15 protein-coding genes and 1 riboswitch are annotated in these 15,147 nt (G+C 50.2%); of the genes, 13 read left to right on the forward strand and 2 right to left on the reverse strand.

Annotated features, from left to right (window positions below; translation table 11 throughout):
• Window positions 1-59: 59 nt before the first annotated feature.
• From AAIG11_RS13940 to AAIG11_RS13990, 11 genes are all read left to right on the forward strand, one after another.
• On the forward strand, window positions 60-869 hold the full coding sequence (locus tag AAIG11_RS13940; protein WP_343186842.1) for an ABC transporter ATP-binding protein: 810 nt from the start codon (window positions 60-62) through the stop codon (window positions 867-869).
• A 123-nt stretch (window positions 870-992) separates the two neighbouring features.
• The gene (locus tag AAIG11_RS13945; RefSeq protein ID WP_343186843.1) at window positions 993-2,018 is read left to right on the forward strand and encodes an ABC transporter substrate-binding protein; all 1,026 of its coding nucleotides are present in this window, start codon (window positions 993-995) and stop codon (window positions 2,016-2,018) included.
• A 5-nt stretch (window positions 2,019-2,023) separates the two neighbouring features.
• Window positions 2,024-3,046, forward strand: a complete 1,023-nt coding sequence (locus AAIG11_RS13950; RefSeq protein WP_283410816.1) for a FecCD family ABC transporter permease — start codon at window positions 2,024-2,026, stop codon at window positions 3,044-3,046.
• Window positions 3,047-3,175: 129 nt separating this feature from the next.
• Complete coding sequence (locus AAIG11_RS13955) at window positions 3,176-4,183, forward strand: ABC transporter substrate-binding protein (protein WP_343186844.1); 1,008 nt, start codon at window positions 3,176-3,178, stop codon at window positions 4,181-4,183.
• Window positions 4,174-4,863 (forward strand): GTP-binding protein, encoded by a 690-nt coding sequence (locus AAIG11_RS13960; protein ID WP_343186845.1) that lies wholly within the window; start codon window positions 4,174-4,176, stop codon window positions 4,861-4,863. The genes AAIG11_RS13955 and AAIG11_RS13960 overlap by 10 nt, the downstream gene beginning before the upstream one ends.
• Before the next feature lie 82 nt (window positions 4,864-4,945).
• Entirely contained in the window at window positions 4,946-6,022 is a 1,077-nt protein-coding gene (locus tag AAIG11_RS13965; protein WP_343186846.1) for an ATP-binding cassette domain-containing protein, read from the forward strand.
• Between the two features lie 48 nt (window positions 6,023-6,070).
• Window positions 6,071-6,261: riboswitch (cobalamin riboswitch) on the forward strand.
• A 383-nt stretch (window positions 6,262-6,644) separates the two neighbouring features.
• Window positions 6,645-7,772, forward strand: a complete 1,128-nt coding sequence (locus tag AAIG11_RS13970; RefSeq protein ID WP_343186847.1) for an ABC transporter substrate-binding protein — start codon at window positions 6,645-6,647, stop codon at window positions 7,770-7,772.
• 25 nt (window positions 7,773-7,797) lie between these two features.
• Window positions 7,798-8,850 carry a FecCD family ABC transporter permease gene (locus AAIG11_RS13975; RefSeq protein ID WP_343186848.1) on the forward strand — a complete coding sequence of 351 codons (1,053 nt, stop codon included), beginning with the start codon at window positions 7,798-7,800 and terminating at the stop codon, window positions 8,848-8,850.
• Window positions 8,851-8,853: 3 nt separating this feature from the next.
• A complete protein-coding gene (locus AAIG11_RS13980; RefSeq protein ID WP_343186849.1) occupies window positions 8,854-9,642 on the forward strand; it encodes an ABC transporter ATP-binding protein in 789 nt (262 codons plus the stop codon).
• 18 nt (window positions 9,643-9,660) lie between these two features.
• Complete coding sequence (locus tag AAIG11_RS13985; RefSeq protein WP_283410809.1) at window positions 9,661-10,434, forward strand: class I SAM-dependent methyltransferase; 774 nt, start codon at window positions 9,661-9,663, stop codon at window positions 10,432-10,434.
• 183 nt (window positions 10,435-10,617) lie between these two features.
• Window positions 10,618-11,466 (forward strand): methyl-accepting chemotaxis protein, encoded by an 849-nt coding sequence (locus AAIG11_RS13990; protein ID WP_343186851.1) that lies wholly within the window; start codon window positions 10,618-10,620, stop codon window positions 11,464-11,466.
• Window positions 11,467-11,817: 351 nt separating this feature from the next.
• On the opposite strand, the gene AAIG11_RS13995 is transcribed toward AAIG11_RS13990, so the two are convergent.
• Window positions 11,818-12,111, reverse strand: a complete 294-nt coding sequence (locus AAIG11_RS13995; RefSeq protein ID WP_343186852.1) for a hypothetical protein — start codon at window positions 12,109-12,111, stop codon at window positions 11,818-11,820.
• Between the two features lie 424 nt (window positions 12,112-12,535).
• Between AAIG11_RS13995 and AAIG11_RS14000 the strand changes: the two genes are divergently transcribed.
• Window positions 12,536-12,682 (forward strand): hypothetical protein, encoded by a 147-nt coding sequence (locus AAIG11_RS14000; protein WP_343186853.1) that lies wholly within the window; start codon window positions 12,536-12,538, stop codon window positions 12,680-12,682.
• A 140-nt stretch (window positions 12,683-12,822) separates the two neighbouring features.
• Here AAIG11_RS14000 and AAIG11_RS14005 read toward each other — a convergent pair whose 3' ends face one another.
• A complete protein-coding gene (locus AAIG11_RS14005; RefSeq protein WP_343186858.1) occupies window positions 12,823-12,969 on the reverse strand; it encodes a hypothetical protein in 147 nt (48 codons plus the stop codon).
• 1,079 nt (window positions 12,970-14,048) lie between these two features.
• On the opposite strand from AAIG11_RS14005, the gene AAIG11_RS14015 reads away from it, so the two are divergent.
• The coding region (locus AAIG11_RS14015; protein WP_343186855.1) for a cadherin-like beta sandwich domain-containing protein at window positions 14,049-15,147 on the forward strand (1,099 nt) is incomplete at its 3' end.

Raw genomic sequence — 15,147 nt, forward strand, 5'->3', positions numbered from 1 at the left:
CGATGCGAAAAAGCATTGTCATCAGGAGGGTTCTTTTTTGTGGAGGAGGGAAGGATAACATGCTGGAAGTTCATCAGTTGGACTTTGCCTATGGAAAAAAGCGGGTGCTGCATCAAATCGATCTGCAGGCACAGCCGGGAGAAGTGATCTCCCTTTTGGGGCCCAATGGTTCGGGGAAATCCACCCTGCTGCGTAACCTGGCGGGGCTGTTGAAGCCTGATGCCGGCACCATTACCCTGCGGGGGGATCCCCTGAAAAAACTGGGGCGTCGGGAAATCGCCCGGCAGCTCAGCTTTCTTCCCCAGGGGCAGGAACCTGTACAGCACATGAACGTGTGGGAGTTGGTGGCCAGAGGCCGAAGCCCCCATCAAAGAGCCGGTTGGATGATGAATAGTCAAGACAGGGAAACCGTTCAATGGGCGCTGGACTACATGGCCCTCTCCCACCTGGCCCATAGGAACGTGGCCGACCTTTCCGGCGGCGAACGTCAACGGGCGTGGATCGCCATGGTGCTGGCCCAGGATACCCAGCTGGTCTTGCTGGACGAGCCGGTCACTTATCTGGATATTAAACACCAGTGGGATGTCTTGGAGGTGATTCAGGATCTGAAGGATTCTTTTCATAAAACCGTCATCACCGTTTTTCATGACCTGAACCACGCCATGGCCGTTTCAGACCGGGTGTATCTGTTGCGGCAGGGAGAGGTTTTTGCCCAGGGACCGCCAGAAACAGTGATTACCCACAGCGCCATGCATGATGCTTATGGCATACATGCCCAGGTGTGCCGGGTGCAGCACTGCTGTCACCCGGTGGTGGTACCCGCGGGCATCAAGCCCGGAAAATGCCGCCGAAACAAGGCGGCCGGGTAGAACAAGCAATGGAACACAGCAGAACACAGCCAGTATCATCGAAAACACTGATTGAATCCATAACCGAGAACTGATAACTGAAAGCTGATAACCAAGAATCGATAACCGAACGGAGGAAATGACATGAAATCAACGAAAAAAACCTTGCTGATCCTCTTGCTGCTGCTGACCCTGCTGGCGACAGCCTGCGGCACCACATCAAGTGCACCGGCTCCGGCAGCTGAAGCACCTGAAGAAACTCCTGCAGCCGAGTCTCCCGCCGAAGCCGTTGATGAAGACACGCAGACAGAAGCCGAAACAGAATCCGCTGCTGGACGCACCATAGAAGATCACCTGGGCCGGCAAGTGGAACTGCCAGACCAGCCGGAACGGGTACTGGCCCTCACCCGCAATTTTATGGAAGAACTTTTTGAACTGGGCATCACCCCCGTGGGCAAAGTGGAAGAATACAAAAATCGCCAGGAAGGCATCGACCTTCCCAGCGTATCCAACCAAAACACCCCCAACCTGGAAGCCATTGCGGCTCTGGCACCGGAGCTGATCTTCGCCAACACCCGGCAACATGCTGATTTGCTGGAATCTCTGGAAGAAATCAGCGGGGCGGTGGTGTTCATTGACCCCAATCAAGTGATCGATGATCCTCTTGTCTCCCGGATTCTTTTCATGGCAGAAGTGTTGAACCGACAGGCAGAAGGGGAAAACTACATCGCCCAACTGGATGCCGTCACAGCTGAGTTGCAGGCAAAAGTCGCTCCTTTAGGGTATGAGACCGGCCTGATTCTGGAAATCGGTGATAAAGTCACCGCCGCACAGCCCACCGGCTTCTTCGGAGCACTGCTTCACCGCATGAACATTGAGAACATCGTTCCCCTGGGGCTTCCCGGCTCCGGCCAATCCACCTGGGTTGACTTTGATGCCGAAACCATTCTGGCCGAAGATCCCGACATGGTGCTGCTTCGAGCCTCAGGCAACGACAAAGACGAACACAAGCAACTGTTGGAAGACTTCAAAAATAACCCCGCATGGAGCGAACTGTCAGCGGTGAAAAATAACCAGCTATTCATACTGCCGGCTCAGATTGCTCCCGGCAATATCAGCAACGAAGAAGCCCTGCGAAGAACCGCTAAAATCATTGGAGCAGGAGAATAGACCGGATGAACACCGCCATAGCTGAACAGGTGCTGAACGCAGTCAGAAAGAAACGCATGTGGTCCCTCACCTTCATGGCCCTGGGACTGGCAGTTTTGATGATGGTGACCCTGCGGATGGGCACCGTTGAATTCACCTTCCGGCAGGTGCTGGGTGTTTTCACCGGTTCCAATGCCGACAGTCTGGCCCGCCAGGTGGTTTACAATATCCGGCTTCCCCGCATGTTAACCGCAGTGATGGTGGGCGTGAACCTGGCGGTTTCCGGGGCGTTGCTCCAGGGGGTGCTGCGAAACCCCCTGGCATCACCCCAGGTGATTGGTGTCAATGCCGGGGCCGGACTGGCGGCGGTGAGCGTGATGATTTTCTTTCCCGGCAAGCTCAGTCTACTGCCTCCCGCCGCTTTTGCAGGGGCATTGCTGGCAGTGCTGCTGGTGTACGGGCTCACCTTTCATCAACAACTGAACACCACTGTCAGCATTGTGCTGGCAGGGGTGGCGGTCTCTGCCTTTCTCAATGCCATGACCTCCGGGTTGATGATTCTCAACAGTGATGATATTGAAGTCACCTATTCCTGGCTGCTGGGAGGCCTCGCTGGCCGGGGGTGGTCGTACGTCAGCCTTATTGCCGGCTACACGCTGCTGGGAGTATTGGTAGCCCTGCTGCTAAGCCCTAAAATCAACCTGTTTTTGCTGGGAGAAGAAGTGGGCAGCAGCCTGGGGCTGCGGGTGCGTCTGTATCGGTCGCTCATCATGATCACTGCCGCCGTGCTGGCAGGCAGTGCGGTGAGTGTGGCCGGCACCATCGGGTTTGTGGGACTCATTGCCCCCCACATGACCCGGCTGCTGGTGGGGGATGATTACCGGTATCTGACCATTGGTTCCGGGCTCATGGGCGGGCTGCTCCTTCTAACGGCAGATACCGTGGCCCGCACCGTTTTTCGGCCGGTGGAACTGCCGGTGGGGGTGATCACCTCTGTATTGGGAGCGCCCTTTTTTCTGTATCTCCTCTACCGGGGCCGGGGCCGTTGAAGGAATGATGGAAAGACGAATAAGAGGATTCGTTGAAGGATTGATTGAAGGAATTAGTGAAGGTATCAATGGCAGTCAATAAAAAAACAGAGAAACAGAAAAACAGAACAATAGAAAGCTGGTGAATCAATGCATGACAGCCATCAAGAAATTCGGGACGCCCTGAAAGTCAACTTTCTGGGGCTGATACCCTGTGCGCTGAAAGTTCCCTTTGAAGAACGCCTTGACCAGTTTGTGGAAGCCCACCCAGCCTATGCATCTAAAACACTGGCGGTGGTGGCCAATGCCAATCGTCAGCTGGATTATTTTGAAGTGGTGGATCAGCTGGAAACCCCCGATGACCTGCCGGAGATCTTCATTGCTCCAGGATTCAACGGGTTTTACAACCATCACTTTATGCGCCACATGAAAGACACCGGAGTCTACCAAACCCTGAACCAACAGGAGAACTGTCCCCAGGCCTTGCGGAATGCGGGAGTGCTCGACCCGGAAGGCCATTATACATTGCTGGGGTTCAATCCCACCCTGCTGCTGGTGGATCGCACCTTTCACCAGGACCTGCCGGTGCCCCGGCGCTGGGAAGACCTGCTGGACCCCGTTTATGAAGGGAAAGTCGCCATTCGCGGTCACAATGATGAAGATTTTTGCGAAGGGATCTTACTCAATGTCTATCAAGAGCATGGGATGGAAGGCGTGGCGCAGATGGGCCGGTCTCTGAAAATGGGCCTGCACCCGGCACAAATGGTGAAAATGGCGGGCAAAGGAAAAGCAGAAGCCCCGGCGGTGGCGGCCATTCCCTATTCCTTCTCAAAACTCATCAAGGAGACCGATCAGGTGACCCTGGTCTGGCCTGAAGACGGTGCCATTCTCAATCCCATTACCTGTCTTGTGAAGAAAGAGGCACTTAAAACCATGCCAGCGCTGTGCCAACTCCTGGCCAGCGACGAAATGGCAGCCATTCTCTCCGGCGTGGGGTTCCCCCCCGTCAACGCCCATACCGCCACTGGCCTGCCCGGGGAAATCGCCTACAAATGGCTGGGCTGGGATTTTCTTCGCAGTCATTCCCTTGAAGACCTCAAAGCCCAGACAAACCAGGTGTTTGTTCAGGCTTTTCGAGAGGTGAGTTCATGCGACTAGTCACCGTATCTGGCCCTCCTTCTTCAGGAAAAACCTCGGTGATCATCAACGTCTGCAAAAGCATGCAGCGCCAGGGCATTGGTGTGGGTGTGGTGAAAATGGACTGCCTCACCACCAACGATGACAAGCTTTACACCAAAGCAGGCATTCCCGTGAAAGTGGGCCTGTCAGGCAATTTATGCCCCGATCATTTTTTCATCAGCAACATCGAAGGCTGCTTTCAGTGGGGCCAGTCCCAGGGGCTGGACATCCTCTTCAACGAAAGTGCCGGCCTGTGCAACCGGTGTTCTCCCCATATCAAAGAGGTGATGGGTGTGTGCGTCATCGACAACCTTATGGGAGTGAACACCCCCCAGAAAATTGGTCCCATGCTGAAACTGGCAGACGTGGTGATCATCACCAAATATGACATTGTTTCCCAGGCAGAAAAAGAAGTCTTCGCCTTCCGGGTACGTCAGGCCAATCCCCGGGCACATATCGTGCATGTGAACGGCATCACCGGCCAGGGAGCCGAAGAAGCCGCCACACTGCTGCAGGCAGCCGATGAAGTGAAGACTCTCAGCGGCAAGCGGCTGCGGTTTTCCATGCCGGCAGCCCTCTGTTCCTACTGCCTGGGAGAAGTGAAAATCGGCGCTGATTTTCAGATGGGAAATGTGCGGAAAATGCAGTTTCACAAATAGCTGCCACCCGGCACAAACTCCGGGTAAATCCTGCTTTTATCATTTTTCACCATAGCTTTTTAAGAAAGGTGGTGCGGAGACCATGCCTGCCGCAAACCAAAATCCAATCACACATCAGGAATTAACACAGAAAACACCCGCCGGGCAATCACTGTCTCCCCAAACGGTTCTCACCGACGATACCCACACAACCGGCTTCTTTGAAGCCGCCGGCCTCCCCCTTCCCCAGCAAGGCATCACCCTGCAGCAATACCTGCATCAATTGGAAGAGGAGCTGCTGGAAGATCTGGGCATCGACAGGGAAGACCTGGTGACCCAGCTGGCCTGCTATCTTGATCACATGAAAACCCTGCAGGCCGGCAACCAGTTGAAGGTGTCTTCCGTGACCATTGCAGGGGGGCAGAATAAAAAAGGAGAACCCGAAAAGGTCACAGTGACCATTCATCAGGGAGAAATCGTCTGCATTGTGGGTCCCACTGGCTCAGGAAAAAGCCGCCTGCTGGCCGACATTGAATGGATGGCCCAGGGAGACACTCCCACCAAACGGCACATCTTCATCAATGGGCAGGTGCCTGACAAATCCTGGCGTTTTTCACTGGAACATAAGCTGGTGGCCCAGTTATCCCAGAACATGAATTTCATTATGGACCTCTCCGTCAGCGAGTTCATTGAAATGCACGCCGAAAGCCGCATGATTCCCAAGCCTGAAGTGGCGGCAAAGGTGAAAGAAATCACCGAACAGGCCAACGCCCTGGCAGGGGAAATGTTTTATTGGGATACCCCCGTCACCGCTCTCAGCGGCGGCCAGTCCCGGGCGCTGATGATTGCCGATACGGCTTTTCTCAGCACTTCTCCCATTGTGCTCATTGATGAAATCGAAAATGCCGGCATCGATCGGAAAAAGGCCCTTGACCTGCTGGTCAGCCGGGAGAAAATCATCCTCATGTCCACCCATGATCCCGTGCTGGCTCTCATGGGTTCCAAACGCCTGGTACTGCGCCATGGTGCCATTCAAAAGGTGGTGACAACCACGGTGCAGGAGCAGCAGAACATTGCGCCCTTGCAGCAGCTGGATGAGCTGATGCTGTCCTATCGACATCGGCTGCGCAGCGGTGAAACCATCGATGAAATCGATTTGTCGCAGCTGATGGGAAGATAAGAATCGCGTTGACAATATCATATTATATGTATATGCTAAGTGCTGAGACAATTTAATACGATTTCAGGCGTGATGCCCGCGAGGGTCATCACTTAAAAGGGAAGTCTAGTGAAAATCTAGCGCGGTCCCGCCACTGTAAGAGAAGAGTTGCTTTCATTCACCACTGTGCCTGCGGCGTGGGAAGGAGGAAGCAATGATGAAGCTCAAGCCAGGAGACCTGCCTGTGATCGATGGTAGTGCCATGCCCACGTGGATCTGGGAAAGGTAGCTTAGCGTTGCGATTTTGTGCGACTCATAGCCCTTTGTTCCCCTGTGGAACAAAGGGCTTTTTGCGTGGACTGCTTTCAGGTGAAGCGATGGTAGTCCTCCCAAATTAATAAGTATAGAAGGCAAGTCCAAAATGCAATGGATTTAATCTAAATGCTAAAAAAGGCACTTTACAAATCTGCAGTAAATGATAAAATGAAAGCGTTCATTTAAATGCAAATCATTTGCAAGTAGAGAATAGGAACAACATGAGCCACCACCCACGAAAAATCAATTCAACCTGAAAGGATTTGATCAAATGAGCAAGTGCCTTCAAAAACATCACCCCATGCCATTTTCCAAGAGCAAAAGGGGCATGAAATGGACGCAACCGGCAGGGATGATCTTGCTGGCAATCGTGGCATTACTGGTCATAAATGGTTGTGCACCTCAGGAAACAGGGGATGAACAAGAGAATTCAACCCGCATCGTTCAGGATATGTGGGGCCGGGAAGTTGAAATAAAAGAAGAAGTCACATCGGCAGTCATCATCGAATGGGAGGGTTTGGCGGCAAAGTCCATGCAGATATTTGGCATTCAAGAGATGATTGTTGGTGTAGACGATTATGCCAAGAAAAACACCTTTCGCAATCATGTTGTGCCAGTGGTGGGAACTGTCCCAGACATCGGGTCAGCGTGGTCAGGGGTGAACTATGAGACCCTGGCCAACTTAAAGCCAGATGTGGTTTTCATGGAACTGTGGGTCACCAATGAGTCGGAAAAAGAGCTGCACTCAGATGCCATCAACAAAATCGAAGAGCTGGGCATTCCTGTCATCACCTTCCTGTCCCCCTCTTGCTTTGAAGAGCCACACATCGACACGGCCTGGGAGCATGTGCGCCTGGTGGGAGAAGTGTTCCAAAAACAGGAGGAAGCGGCAGCTCTGATTCAGCGAATGGATGAAAAAGTGGCTTTGATTCGCAGCCGCACACAGGGAATAGAAGCAGCAGACAAAGCCGATGTGGTGATTTTTGCCACCATGGACAATGTGATGGGCACCAAAAGCATCCAATCTTATTTTTTAACAGAAATCATCAATGCCAACAATCTCATTGAAGGCGGTGACTTTGTCAAGATATCAGAAGAGCAGCTCTTGAAGCTGGATCCTGATGTCTTGATTATCCACGGACACGACGGCTACCTGGACCCTGCGGTGGTTCGGGAGGGCAGACAGGCAGGTCTCAACTGGGGCAATGTACAACACCTGCAGGCCATTGAAAATGACAGGTTCATTAGTCTGGGATATGAAGAATGGCGGGCAACCATTGAAACACCTGTGGCACTTCTGAAAATGGCCAAAACCATTTATCCTGACCTTTTTGAAGACATTGACCTGGAAGCGGAAGAAGTGAACATGTACATGCAGGATTACGGTATGACCAGAGAAGAAGCCTTGAAGGCCATCGAAGCCCAGCGATACACTGCCATCGTAGAAGTCAACTAAACATCGGGTGAGGAGATTGTCCAGCATGAAAGTCTCTCAGAAAATTTATAAAGCACCAAAAAAAATCTCCTTTAACAATCAGAATAAAAAGAAGCTTATTGGCACGATGGGGCTGTTGCTGGTACTGGTCATGGCAGCCTCTCTCTGCATTGGAGCCTACTTCATTGATCCCAGAGAAGTTTTTCAGATTTTAAGGCACAAGCTATGGGGAGTGCCTGTTCCCAACGGAATGGCAGGCACCATCGTGTGGGATATCAGACTGACCCGCATTCTGCTGGCAGTGACCGTGGGGGCAGCGCTGGCCTCCAGCGGAGCGGTGTATCAGGGAATTTTTCGAAATCCCCTCATCGAACCCTACATTCTGGGAGTCTCCTCCGGCGCCGCCTTTGGAGCAGCTTTGGCCATTCTCTTTGAATTTCCCTACTCCCTTCAGCTGTTGGCGTTTTTCTTTGGGATGCTGGCGGTGACAGCCACCTACAGCGTTGCCAGAATGAATGGTGAAACGCCGCTGGTGACCCTGATTCTTTCAGGTGTGATCATCAGCTCCCTTTTTTCGGCCATGGTGTCTATTTTTCAGTATATTGGCACCGAAGAACAACTGCGACGACTGGTCTTTTGGCTTATGGGCGGGCTGTACCAGGCCACCTGGTCAGATATCAAAACCATCTTACCCGTTGTGGCGGTGGGGGTGTTGCTATTGTGGATGAACGCTTGGAAACTGAACGTATTATCTCTGGGAGAAACAGAGGCCAAAACCCTGGGCATTCATACAGAAAGAACAAAAGCTGTTTTGATGGTGACAGCAACGGCCATAACTGCTATTTCTGTGTCTCTCACCGGAATCATCGGTTGGGTGGGGCTCATGCTCCCACACGCGGCCCGGCTGATTGTTGGCCCGGATCATCGTTTTTTAATTCCTTTGGCCGCCATCATGGGAAGCATTTTTCTGGTGGTCTGCGATACCCTTGCCCGCACCATCTCCACAGGGGAAGTGCCCATCGGCATCATTACCGCCATTCTGGGAGCACCCTATTTGCTCTTCCTGCTAAGGCGGCGATCAAACTATATGGGAGGCTGAACAGTGACCATTCATGTGGAGCAACTTTCATTCAGCTATGGGAGCCATCAGGTGCTGCGGGAAATCAGTTTTTCAGTGCCAAAAGGACAGCTGTGCGGTCTTTTTGGCCCTAATGGAACGGGTAAAACCACCTTGTTTAAATGCCTGACAGGCGTCATGCCGGGAAAACATGAGCAGCACATTTTTCTGGAAGACAAGCCTTTGCACGGCATGCCCCCGAAACAAAGAGCACAGATGATGGCCTATGTACCCCAGGAACATACACCCCCTTTTCCTTACCAGGTGAAAGAAGTGGTGTTGATGGGGCGCACACCCTATATGGGAGGTGTGTATGGCCCTAAAACCTCTGACTATGAAGCCGCTGTTGAAGCCATGGAGAAGACCGGCATCACCTCTTTGGTAGAGGTGCCATACACCCAGTTAAGTGGGGGCCAGCGACAACTGACATTACTGGCCAGAGCCTTTGCACAACAAACAGAGATGTTGCTGCTGGATGAGCCCACCGCCAGTCTTGACTTCAAAAACCAGATGCTCCTGTGGAAAACCATTCGCAGCAATATGAAAGCAGGCAAGACAGCCATTATTTGCACCCATGACCCCAATCATGTTTTTTGGTTCTGCGATGCAGTGGTTGTGCTGGGGCGTCAGGGAAGCATCATTGCCCAGGGGCGCCCCCAAGACGTGCTCACCGACGAAGTACTGCGGGAGATATACGGTGAAATCAGCCAAGTAGAGCAAATTGGACATCGGTCGGTGGTGATGCCTTTTCTGGACACCGTGATGGATATGTAAACGGGCAGGAGGATTGAAATGAGGAAAACAGAAGCGCTGACAGAAGCTATTCGCCACAGATGGGATCATTGTGCCAGCCATTACGACGAAGGGTACGATCATGCTGTCAAAAGTGATGCAGAGAAGCAGTTGTGGATGAAATTGCTGCGTCAACTGATTGGAGAGTCGCCCAGAAATATTTTAGATATTGGAACAGGTACCGGAAATCTGGCGTTCATGCTGGCAGAACTGGGATACAGTGTTAAAGGGGTTGATCTTTCGGCAGAATTACTGGCCATCGCCAGGAGCAAACAGCCCCCACATATGGGAAAAGTGGTTTTTGAGCAGCAGGATGCCCAAGAGCTAAGCGAAACCACCGGTGATCAGTACGATGTGGTGATCAGCCGCAATGTGTTGTGGACCATCACAGATCCTGAAAAAGCCCTGAGTGAATGGCATCGCGTCATGAAACCCGGAGGGATTTTCGTTATGATCGATGCCAATTGGTTTTGCCCAACCCTTCAACAGCGCTTACTCAAAGCCATGGGAACGCTGTTGAAAAGCTTCCAAAAGAATCAGCAGCATGAAGAACAAGAAGAACAAACCTATGATCCTCACATCATGGCATCATTGCCCCTCATTGGAAAAAACGGCGTGCAGATTTTCACAAAGTTGGCCAACAATTGCGGATTTAAAAATGTGGTGCAGATTCCGCTAAAAGAAGTGGATCGGATCATGTGGCAGCAAATGCCTCTTCAGAAAAAACTGTTGAATGCCTATCACCGGTATGTCCTTCTGGGGAAAAAGCAGTGACGGAAACAGATCGCAGCAACTAAGTCACTAAAGGATGTTGTTACAAAGTTCCCTCATTGTGGTATTAACATAATCACAAGATGTATATGTGTCCGAAACACTCATTTCTTCACTGTGGGTTTGAAAACCTCCAGAAAAGGGATAGGATGCATGGTGAGTTGATTCCATGAAGAGGGGGAGATTATGTTGGCAAATCATTCATTTCAAACCAACGAAGAGATTTTGGCGGCGTTCAAACTGGTATTACCCTATATCAACCGGGTAGTTCATGAAGACATGGCAGTGGGGCTAACCGATTTGGACAAGTACATCGGTTATTATCGAGCCGATGCCTTTGAGCTTGACCTGCCTGAGGGCAAGCCCATCAAAGGCATTAAAACCATAGAAGAAGCGTTGCGCTATAAAAAAGATACTTTTGATGACGTGCCGGAGGAAGTTTACGGGAGAGCCATCAAAACCATTTTCACACCCATTTATGGAGTGAACAATGAAGTGATCGGCACCCTCAGCTCCGGCATTGACTTTGAAGCCAATAAAAAACTCATTGAAAATGTCACGGAACTGGAAATCATTGTGCAACAGGTAACAGAGAGCATCGAACAATTGGCAGCCTCTTCGGATAATCTGGCCAGCGCAGGGCAAAATTCCGTTGAAAGAGTAACCGATCTGTCCAATCGTCAGAAAGACACTTTTGCCATTCTGGATATGATTAAAAGCATTGCCGGCCAAACGAACCTGCTGGGTCTTAATGCCGCCATTGAGGCCGCCAGATCGGGAGAACATGGCCGGGGATTTGCCGTTGTGGCTGACGAAGTGCGCAAGTTGTCACTCCAGTCTCAGGAGGCAGTGAAGAAAATCGAGGAAATTGTCAATGGCATGAATCACAGTGTACAGGAGATCAATGAAAACATTGGCACTGTCGGTGCTGTCAGCCAGGAACAGGCCGCCACAACTGAAGAAGTATTGAAAAAAGCGGAAGAGATCAACCAGCGGGTCAAGCGACTCACCCAGTTTATTGAACGGTACCGATAGGCAGATCAATTGACAACGAATCAGCGAAGAGTGCATGAATTGCTGAAAGACAACAGCAAATGTGTACTGCGCTCATCACTTGGTCACATCTCAAGTTGGCAGGGTAAAAACTTCCATCAAATAAACTTTAATCTAAAAAATCCTTTAAGAGTGTGGGCCACACCTCTTGAAAGGATTTTTTAGATCATTTTCACTTCAAGGTTTTTAGAAACCGGACTAACTGCAGGTTTTCTAATTACCAACGATACATTACAGGAGTATGATGTAATCGTTCCACTACCCTTATCGAACTCGAATAAATGTTGTTCTGGCACCACTGGTGCCTTCTTAAATTGACGCATGGATGTCTTACTATCTTCTCATAAAGTTTATTCGCCACTTTTTTTCCCCTGTATCGGGACAGGTGTAAGATATATGCCGATTCGTCGCTGGTCCATTATAGAGAAGTTTCAATCCCCCCGCTACCCCATCCAGCTCTTCTTCATCTAACTCACTGTTAAGATTTACATTCTCTTCCAACTCTTTCTGATCAAGCGTCACACCTCTGCTCTCGGCGAATGCGTTAATGTCCTCTACAGTGCCCAGCTTCGCCAGCTCTTCCCACTCTGTCTCACTCAGATTTTCTACAAACTCTACCAATCCCATAATTTAACCTCCCTTTACGATTGATTTTAGACTTTCCTTAATCAACTCTAATACTTAAAAGCTCCACAGGTTTCTACAAAAATGTCTGCCACTCCTGGATCGTTTAGCCACTCCTACAGCCGTTCTACTTCTCGATAGTTACCTAATTTTTTATATGCTACTCTTGCCGCATCTATTAGAGAATACTGAGGCAGTATCAGGCTTTTTGCATTTATATGATCTTCGTCAAATGTTTTAATCTTCTATCAGGCGAGGAAGTTTTTCAGACAGCAGCATTTTAAACCCTTTATTTGCAACAGTTTCAGACCCAAAATTTGGAACTTCATTTCAAATTGGTTAATGCCACTCTTATTGTACTATTATAGCCTAAAACAATCAAGGAATAACACTCTCTTAACCATTGATCCTAAAAGCTTTCAGCAATATGAAAACAGGCAAGACAGCCATCATTTGCACCCATGACCCCAACCATGTTTTTTGGTTCTGCGATGCAGTGGTTGTTCTGGGGCGTCAGGGAAGCATCATTACCCAGGGTCGCCCCCAAGAGGTGCTCACCGATCAGGTGCCGTAAGAAAAAAATGGGTTAAATGGGTGAGATCCGTGTCAACAAGCAGTTCATGACACGATGAAAAAGCCTGCCTCAGCGAAGTAAACCGCTGGGGCAGGTTTTTTTTCAGCAGAAGCAGGCTCTTTAGAATTGATCCAGTTCATTTATTTAGCTTTTTTCAGGTAGTTAGCCACCCGTTCTTCGGCGTTGGCGCGGATATTGAAATAGTAGAAAGGGAAATCAAAGGTATGGAAAATACTCGCCGGAACCGCTGGCAAATTTGAGATGGGGATTCTCGGCCAGGTAATCATCGGTGATCGAATAACTAAGGACATAGGCAGCGACCATCCGCGTATAAACATCCGGGTGTTCTTTCATGAGTCGCCTCTTTTGGGGCGCTAAGTGCGTCTCCTTGTGCCAGCAGTACATTTGTCAGAATCCTGTCAGAGGGCTTTGATATACTATAAAAGCCTGATACAACAGCATCGTAGAAACTCTAAGATTTTATAGTCAAAAGGAGATGACAAAAATGAAAAGAGTTGTATCTAAGTTCAGACGATTGTTCATCGTCACATGTATATTAATGACATTAATACTCATATTCTCAACCACGCCACATGTAGAAGCACAAGGATATTTTGAACCGAGTAATGGGCAGTTGGTAAACTTTGGTGGAAGAGAGTGGAAGGTAGCGAATAGGAACAGAATCATTCCAGGACACGATGAAAATGGGGTTTATTTAGTCATGGCAGATAACTACGGTTCCGATATACAATGGAATCCTAATATTGGTGACGGTGATGTCGGTGGCTCCCCTGCCTACAGTAACAAGAATGCATCATACATATTTGACTACTTAAACACGCACTTCAATCAGATTATAACAACGCCGGAAGCAAGAGGGGTCATCATAAATGCGAAGTGGGAAATCAGATCAAGTACTTGGGAAAATAGGATGCATGGACTTTACACAGGTACCAGCACTGGGTCAGGAGCAATAGAACCACTTGATTTTACACAAAAACTAGGCTTGATCTCCGGGAATGAATGGTTTCCGTATAGGGCGAGAATTGGATATCCAAACAGTTCCTTTTGGACGAGTTCACCAATACAAGAAACTCCCACCGGCGTATTCGCTGCGACTACCAATGGAGAACTTGCCAACCCCCATGTAGCCCATTTTGCCGGTGTGCGTCCTGCGTTGTTCCTCCCATCTTTTATACGAGTTGATTCTAATGAAGATGGAGCAAATGTGATATTTGCCTTTCCGCCCACTCAACCAGGAATAGTTTCTGTTTCTGGCACTCAAATCACGGATCAAGCGCTAACCATTTCATGGGGAAGTATCAGTGACTGGGGGACGGGGACGGAAGCGTCAAGGAGTTATCGTGTGGAGGTTGATAGAAATAAAGCAGGATACGTCTTTTATGCTAACACGGGAATAACGAATCATCAAACGTACACAATCCCCGCAGGTACAACGCATACCAGGTTTAGAGTAAGTGCTGAAACAGCAGATGGACGTTCGATTTGGCGTGAGCAAACAGGCGGCATGCAAATCATGCCCAATACGCCGATAGTAGAGATTCAAACACCACAGTCAATCACCCTAAGTGATTTGGGAGCAGGTATCGAATATCATAGAAGTGGGGGGAACTGGCAAGAGAGCAGAACGTTTACAGGGCTAACCCCGGAAACCAGCTACACATTTACCGCAAGAAGAAAGGTAGACGGCGATTACGCAGCCTCTCCATCGACACCTGCTGTGACAGGTGTAACAACACCCGCAACCTACGCAATAACAGTCGCAGATGTAGCAGGCGGAACTGCCACGGTCACTACAGACAAAGCAACGGCAGCAGCAGGGGAAACAGTGACAATAACCATCGCTAACATTGAAGCGGGCAAGCAAGTGGCATCCGTGAATGTAACGGGAGCTGTGGGAGAAGCCACCATGGGAACCCCGGGAGTGTATACCTTTTTAATGCCAACTGAAGCAGTGACGGTAATAGTGACATTAGAAGCGCCACCCAACTTAAGCGGGCTCACCTTGTCCGGTGGCACGTTAGATCCTGTTTTTCACAGCGATACGACAGCCTATACCGCCAGTGTGGGTAATGCCGTAACCAGCATCACCGTGACACCCAGCACAGCACATGGGTCTGCCACAGTCACCGTTGATGGCATTGCTGTTTCAAGCGGTACTGCCAGTGCTGATATCTCCCTGCCTGTTGGCGCAACCACCATCAATGTGGTGGTCACCGCCGAAGATGGCACCACTACCAAGACCTACACCATCCAGGTAACCAGAGCTGCCTCTGCTAATGCCAACTTAAGCGGACTCACCTTGTCCAGTGGCACTTTAGATCCTGTTTTTCACAGCGATACGACAGCCTATACCGCCAGTGTGGGTAATGCCGTAACCAGCATCACCGTGACACCCAGCACAGCACATGGGTCTGCCACAGTCACCGTTGATGGCATTGCTG

Origin of the sequence: Anoxynatronum sibiricum (assembly GCF_039414295.1) — a bacterium.
Lineage (GTDB): Bacteria > Bacillota > Clostridia > Peptostreptococcales > Tindalliaceae > Anoxynatronum > Anoxynatronum sibiricum.

Coding starts and splice junctions, on each gene's coding strand:
- AAIG11_RS13990 (WP_343186851.1), top strand. CDS start 10,618: ATGTTGGCAAATCATTCATTTCAAACCAACGAAGAGATTTTGGCGGCG.
- AAIG11_RS13985 (WP_283410809.1), top strand. CDS start 9,661: ATGAGGAAAACAGAAGCGCTGACAGAAGCTATTCGCCACAGATGGGAT.
- AAIG11_RS13975 (WP_343186848.1), top strand. CDS start 7,798: ATGAAAGTCTCTCAGAAAATTTATAAAGCACCAAAAAAAATCTCCTTT.
- AAIG11_RS14000 (WP_343186853.1), top strand. CDS start 12,536: ATGAAAACAGGCAAGACAGCCATCATTTGCACCCATGACCCCAACCAT.
- AAIG11_RS13955 (WP_343186844.1), top strand. CDS start 3,176: ATGCATGACAGCCATCAAGAAATTCGGGACGCCCTGAAAGTCAACTTT.
- AAIG11_RS14005 (WP_343186858.1), bottom strand. CDS start 12,969: ATGATTACCTGGCCGAGAATCCCCATCTCAAATTTGCCAGCGGTTCCG.
- AAIG11_RS13945 (WP_343186843.1), top strand. CDS start 993: ATGAAATCAACGAAAAAAACCTTGCTGATCCTCTTGCTGCTGCTGACC.
- AAIG11_RS13970 (WP_343186847.1), top strand. CDS start 6,645: ATGAAATGGACGCAACCGGCAGGGATGATCTTGCTGGCAATCGTGGCA.
- AAIG11_RS13960 (WP_343186845.1), top strand. CDS start 4,174: ATGCGACTAGTCACCGTATCTGGCCCTCCTTCTTCAGGAAAAACCTCG.
- AAIG11_RS13995 (WP_343186852.1), bottom strand. CDS start 12,111: ATGGGATTGGTAGAGTTTGTAGAAAATCTGAGTGAGACAGAGTGGGAA.
- AAIG11_RS13965 (WP_343186846.1), top strand. CDS start 4,946: ATGCCTGCCGCAAACCAAAATCCAATCACACATCAGGAATTAACACAG.
- AAIG11_RS13950 (WP_283410816.1), top strand. CDS start 2,024: ATGAACACCGCCATAGCTGAACAGGTGCTGAACGCAGTCAGAAAGAAA.
- AAIG11_RS13940 (WP_343186842.1), top strand. CDS start 60: ATGCTGGAAGTTCATCAGTTGGACTTTGCCTATGGAAAAAAGCGGGTG.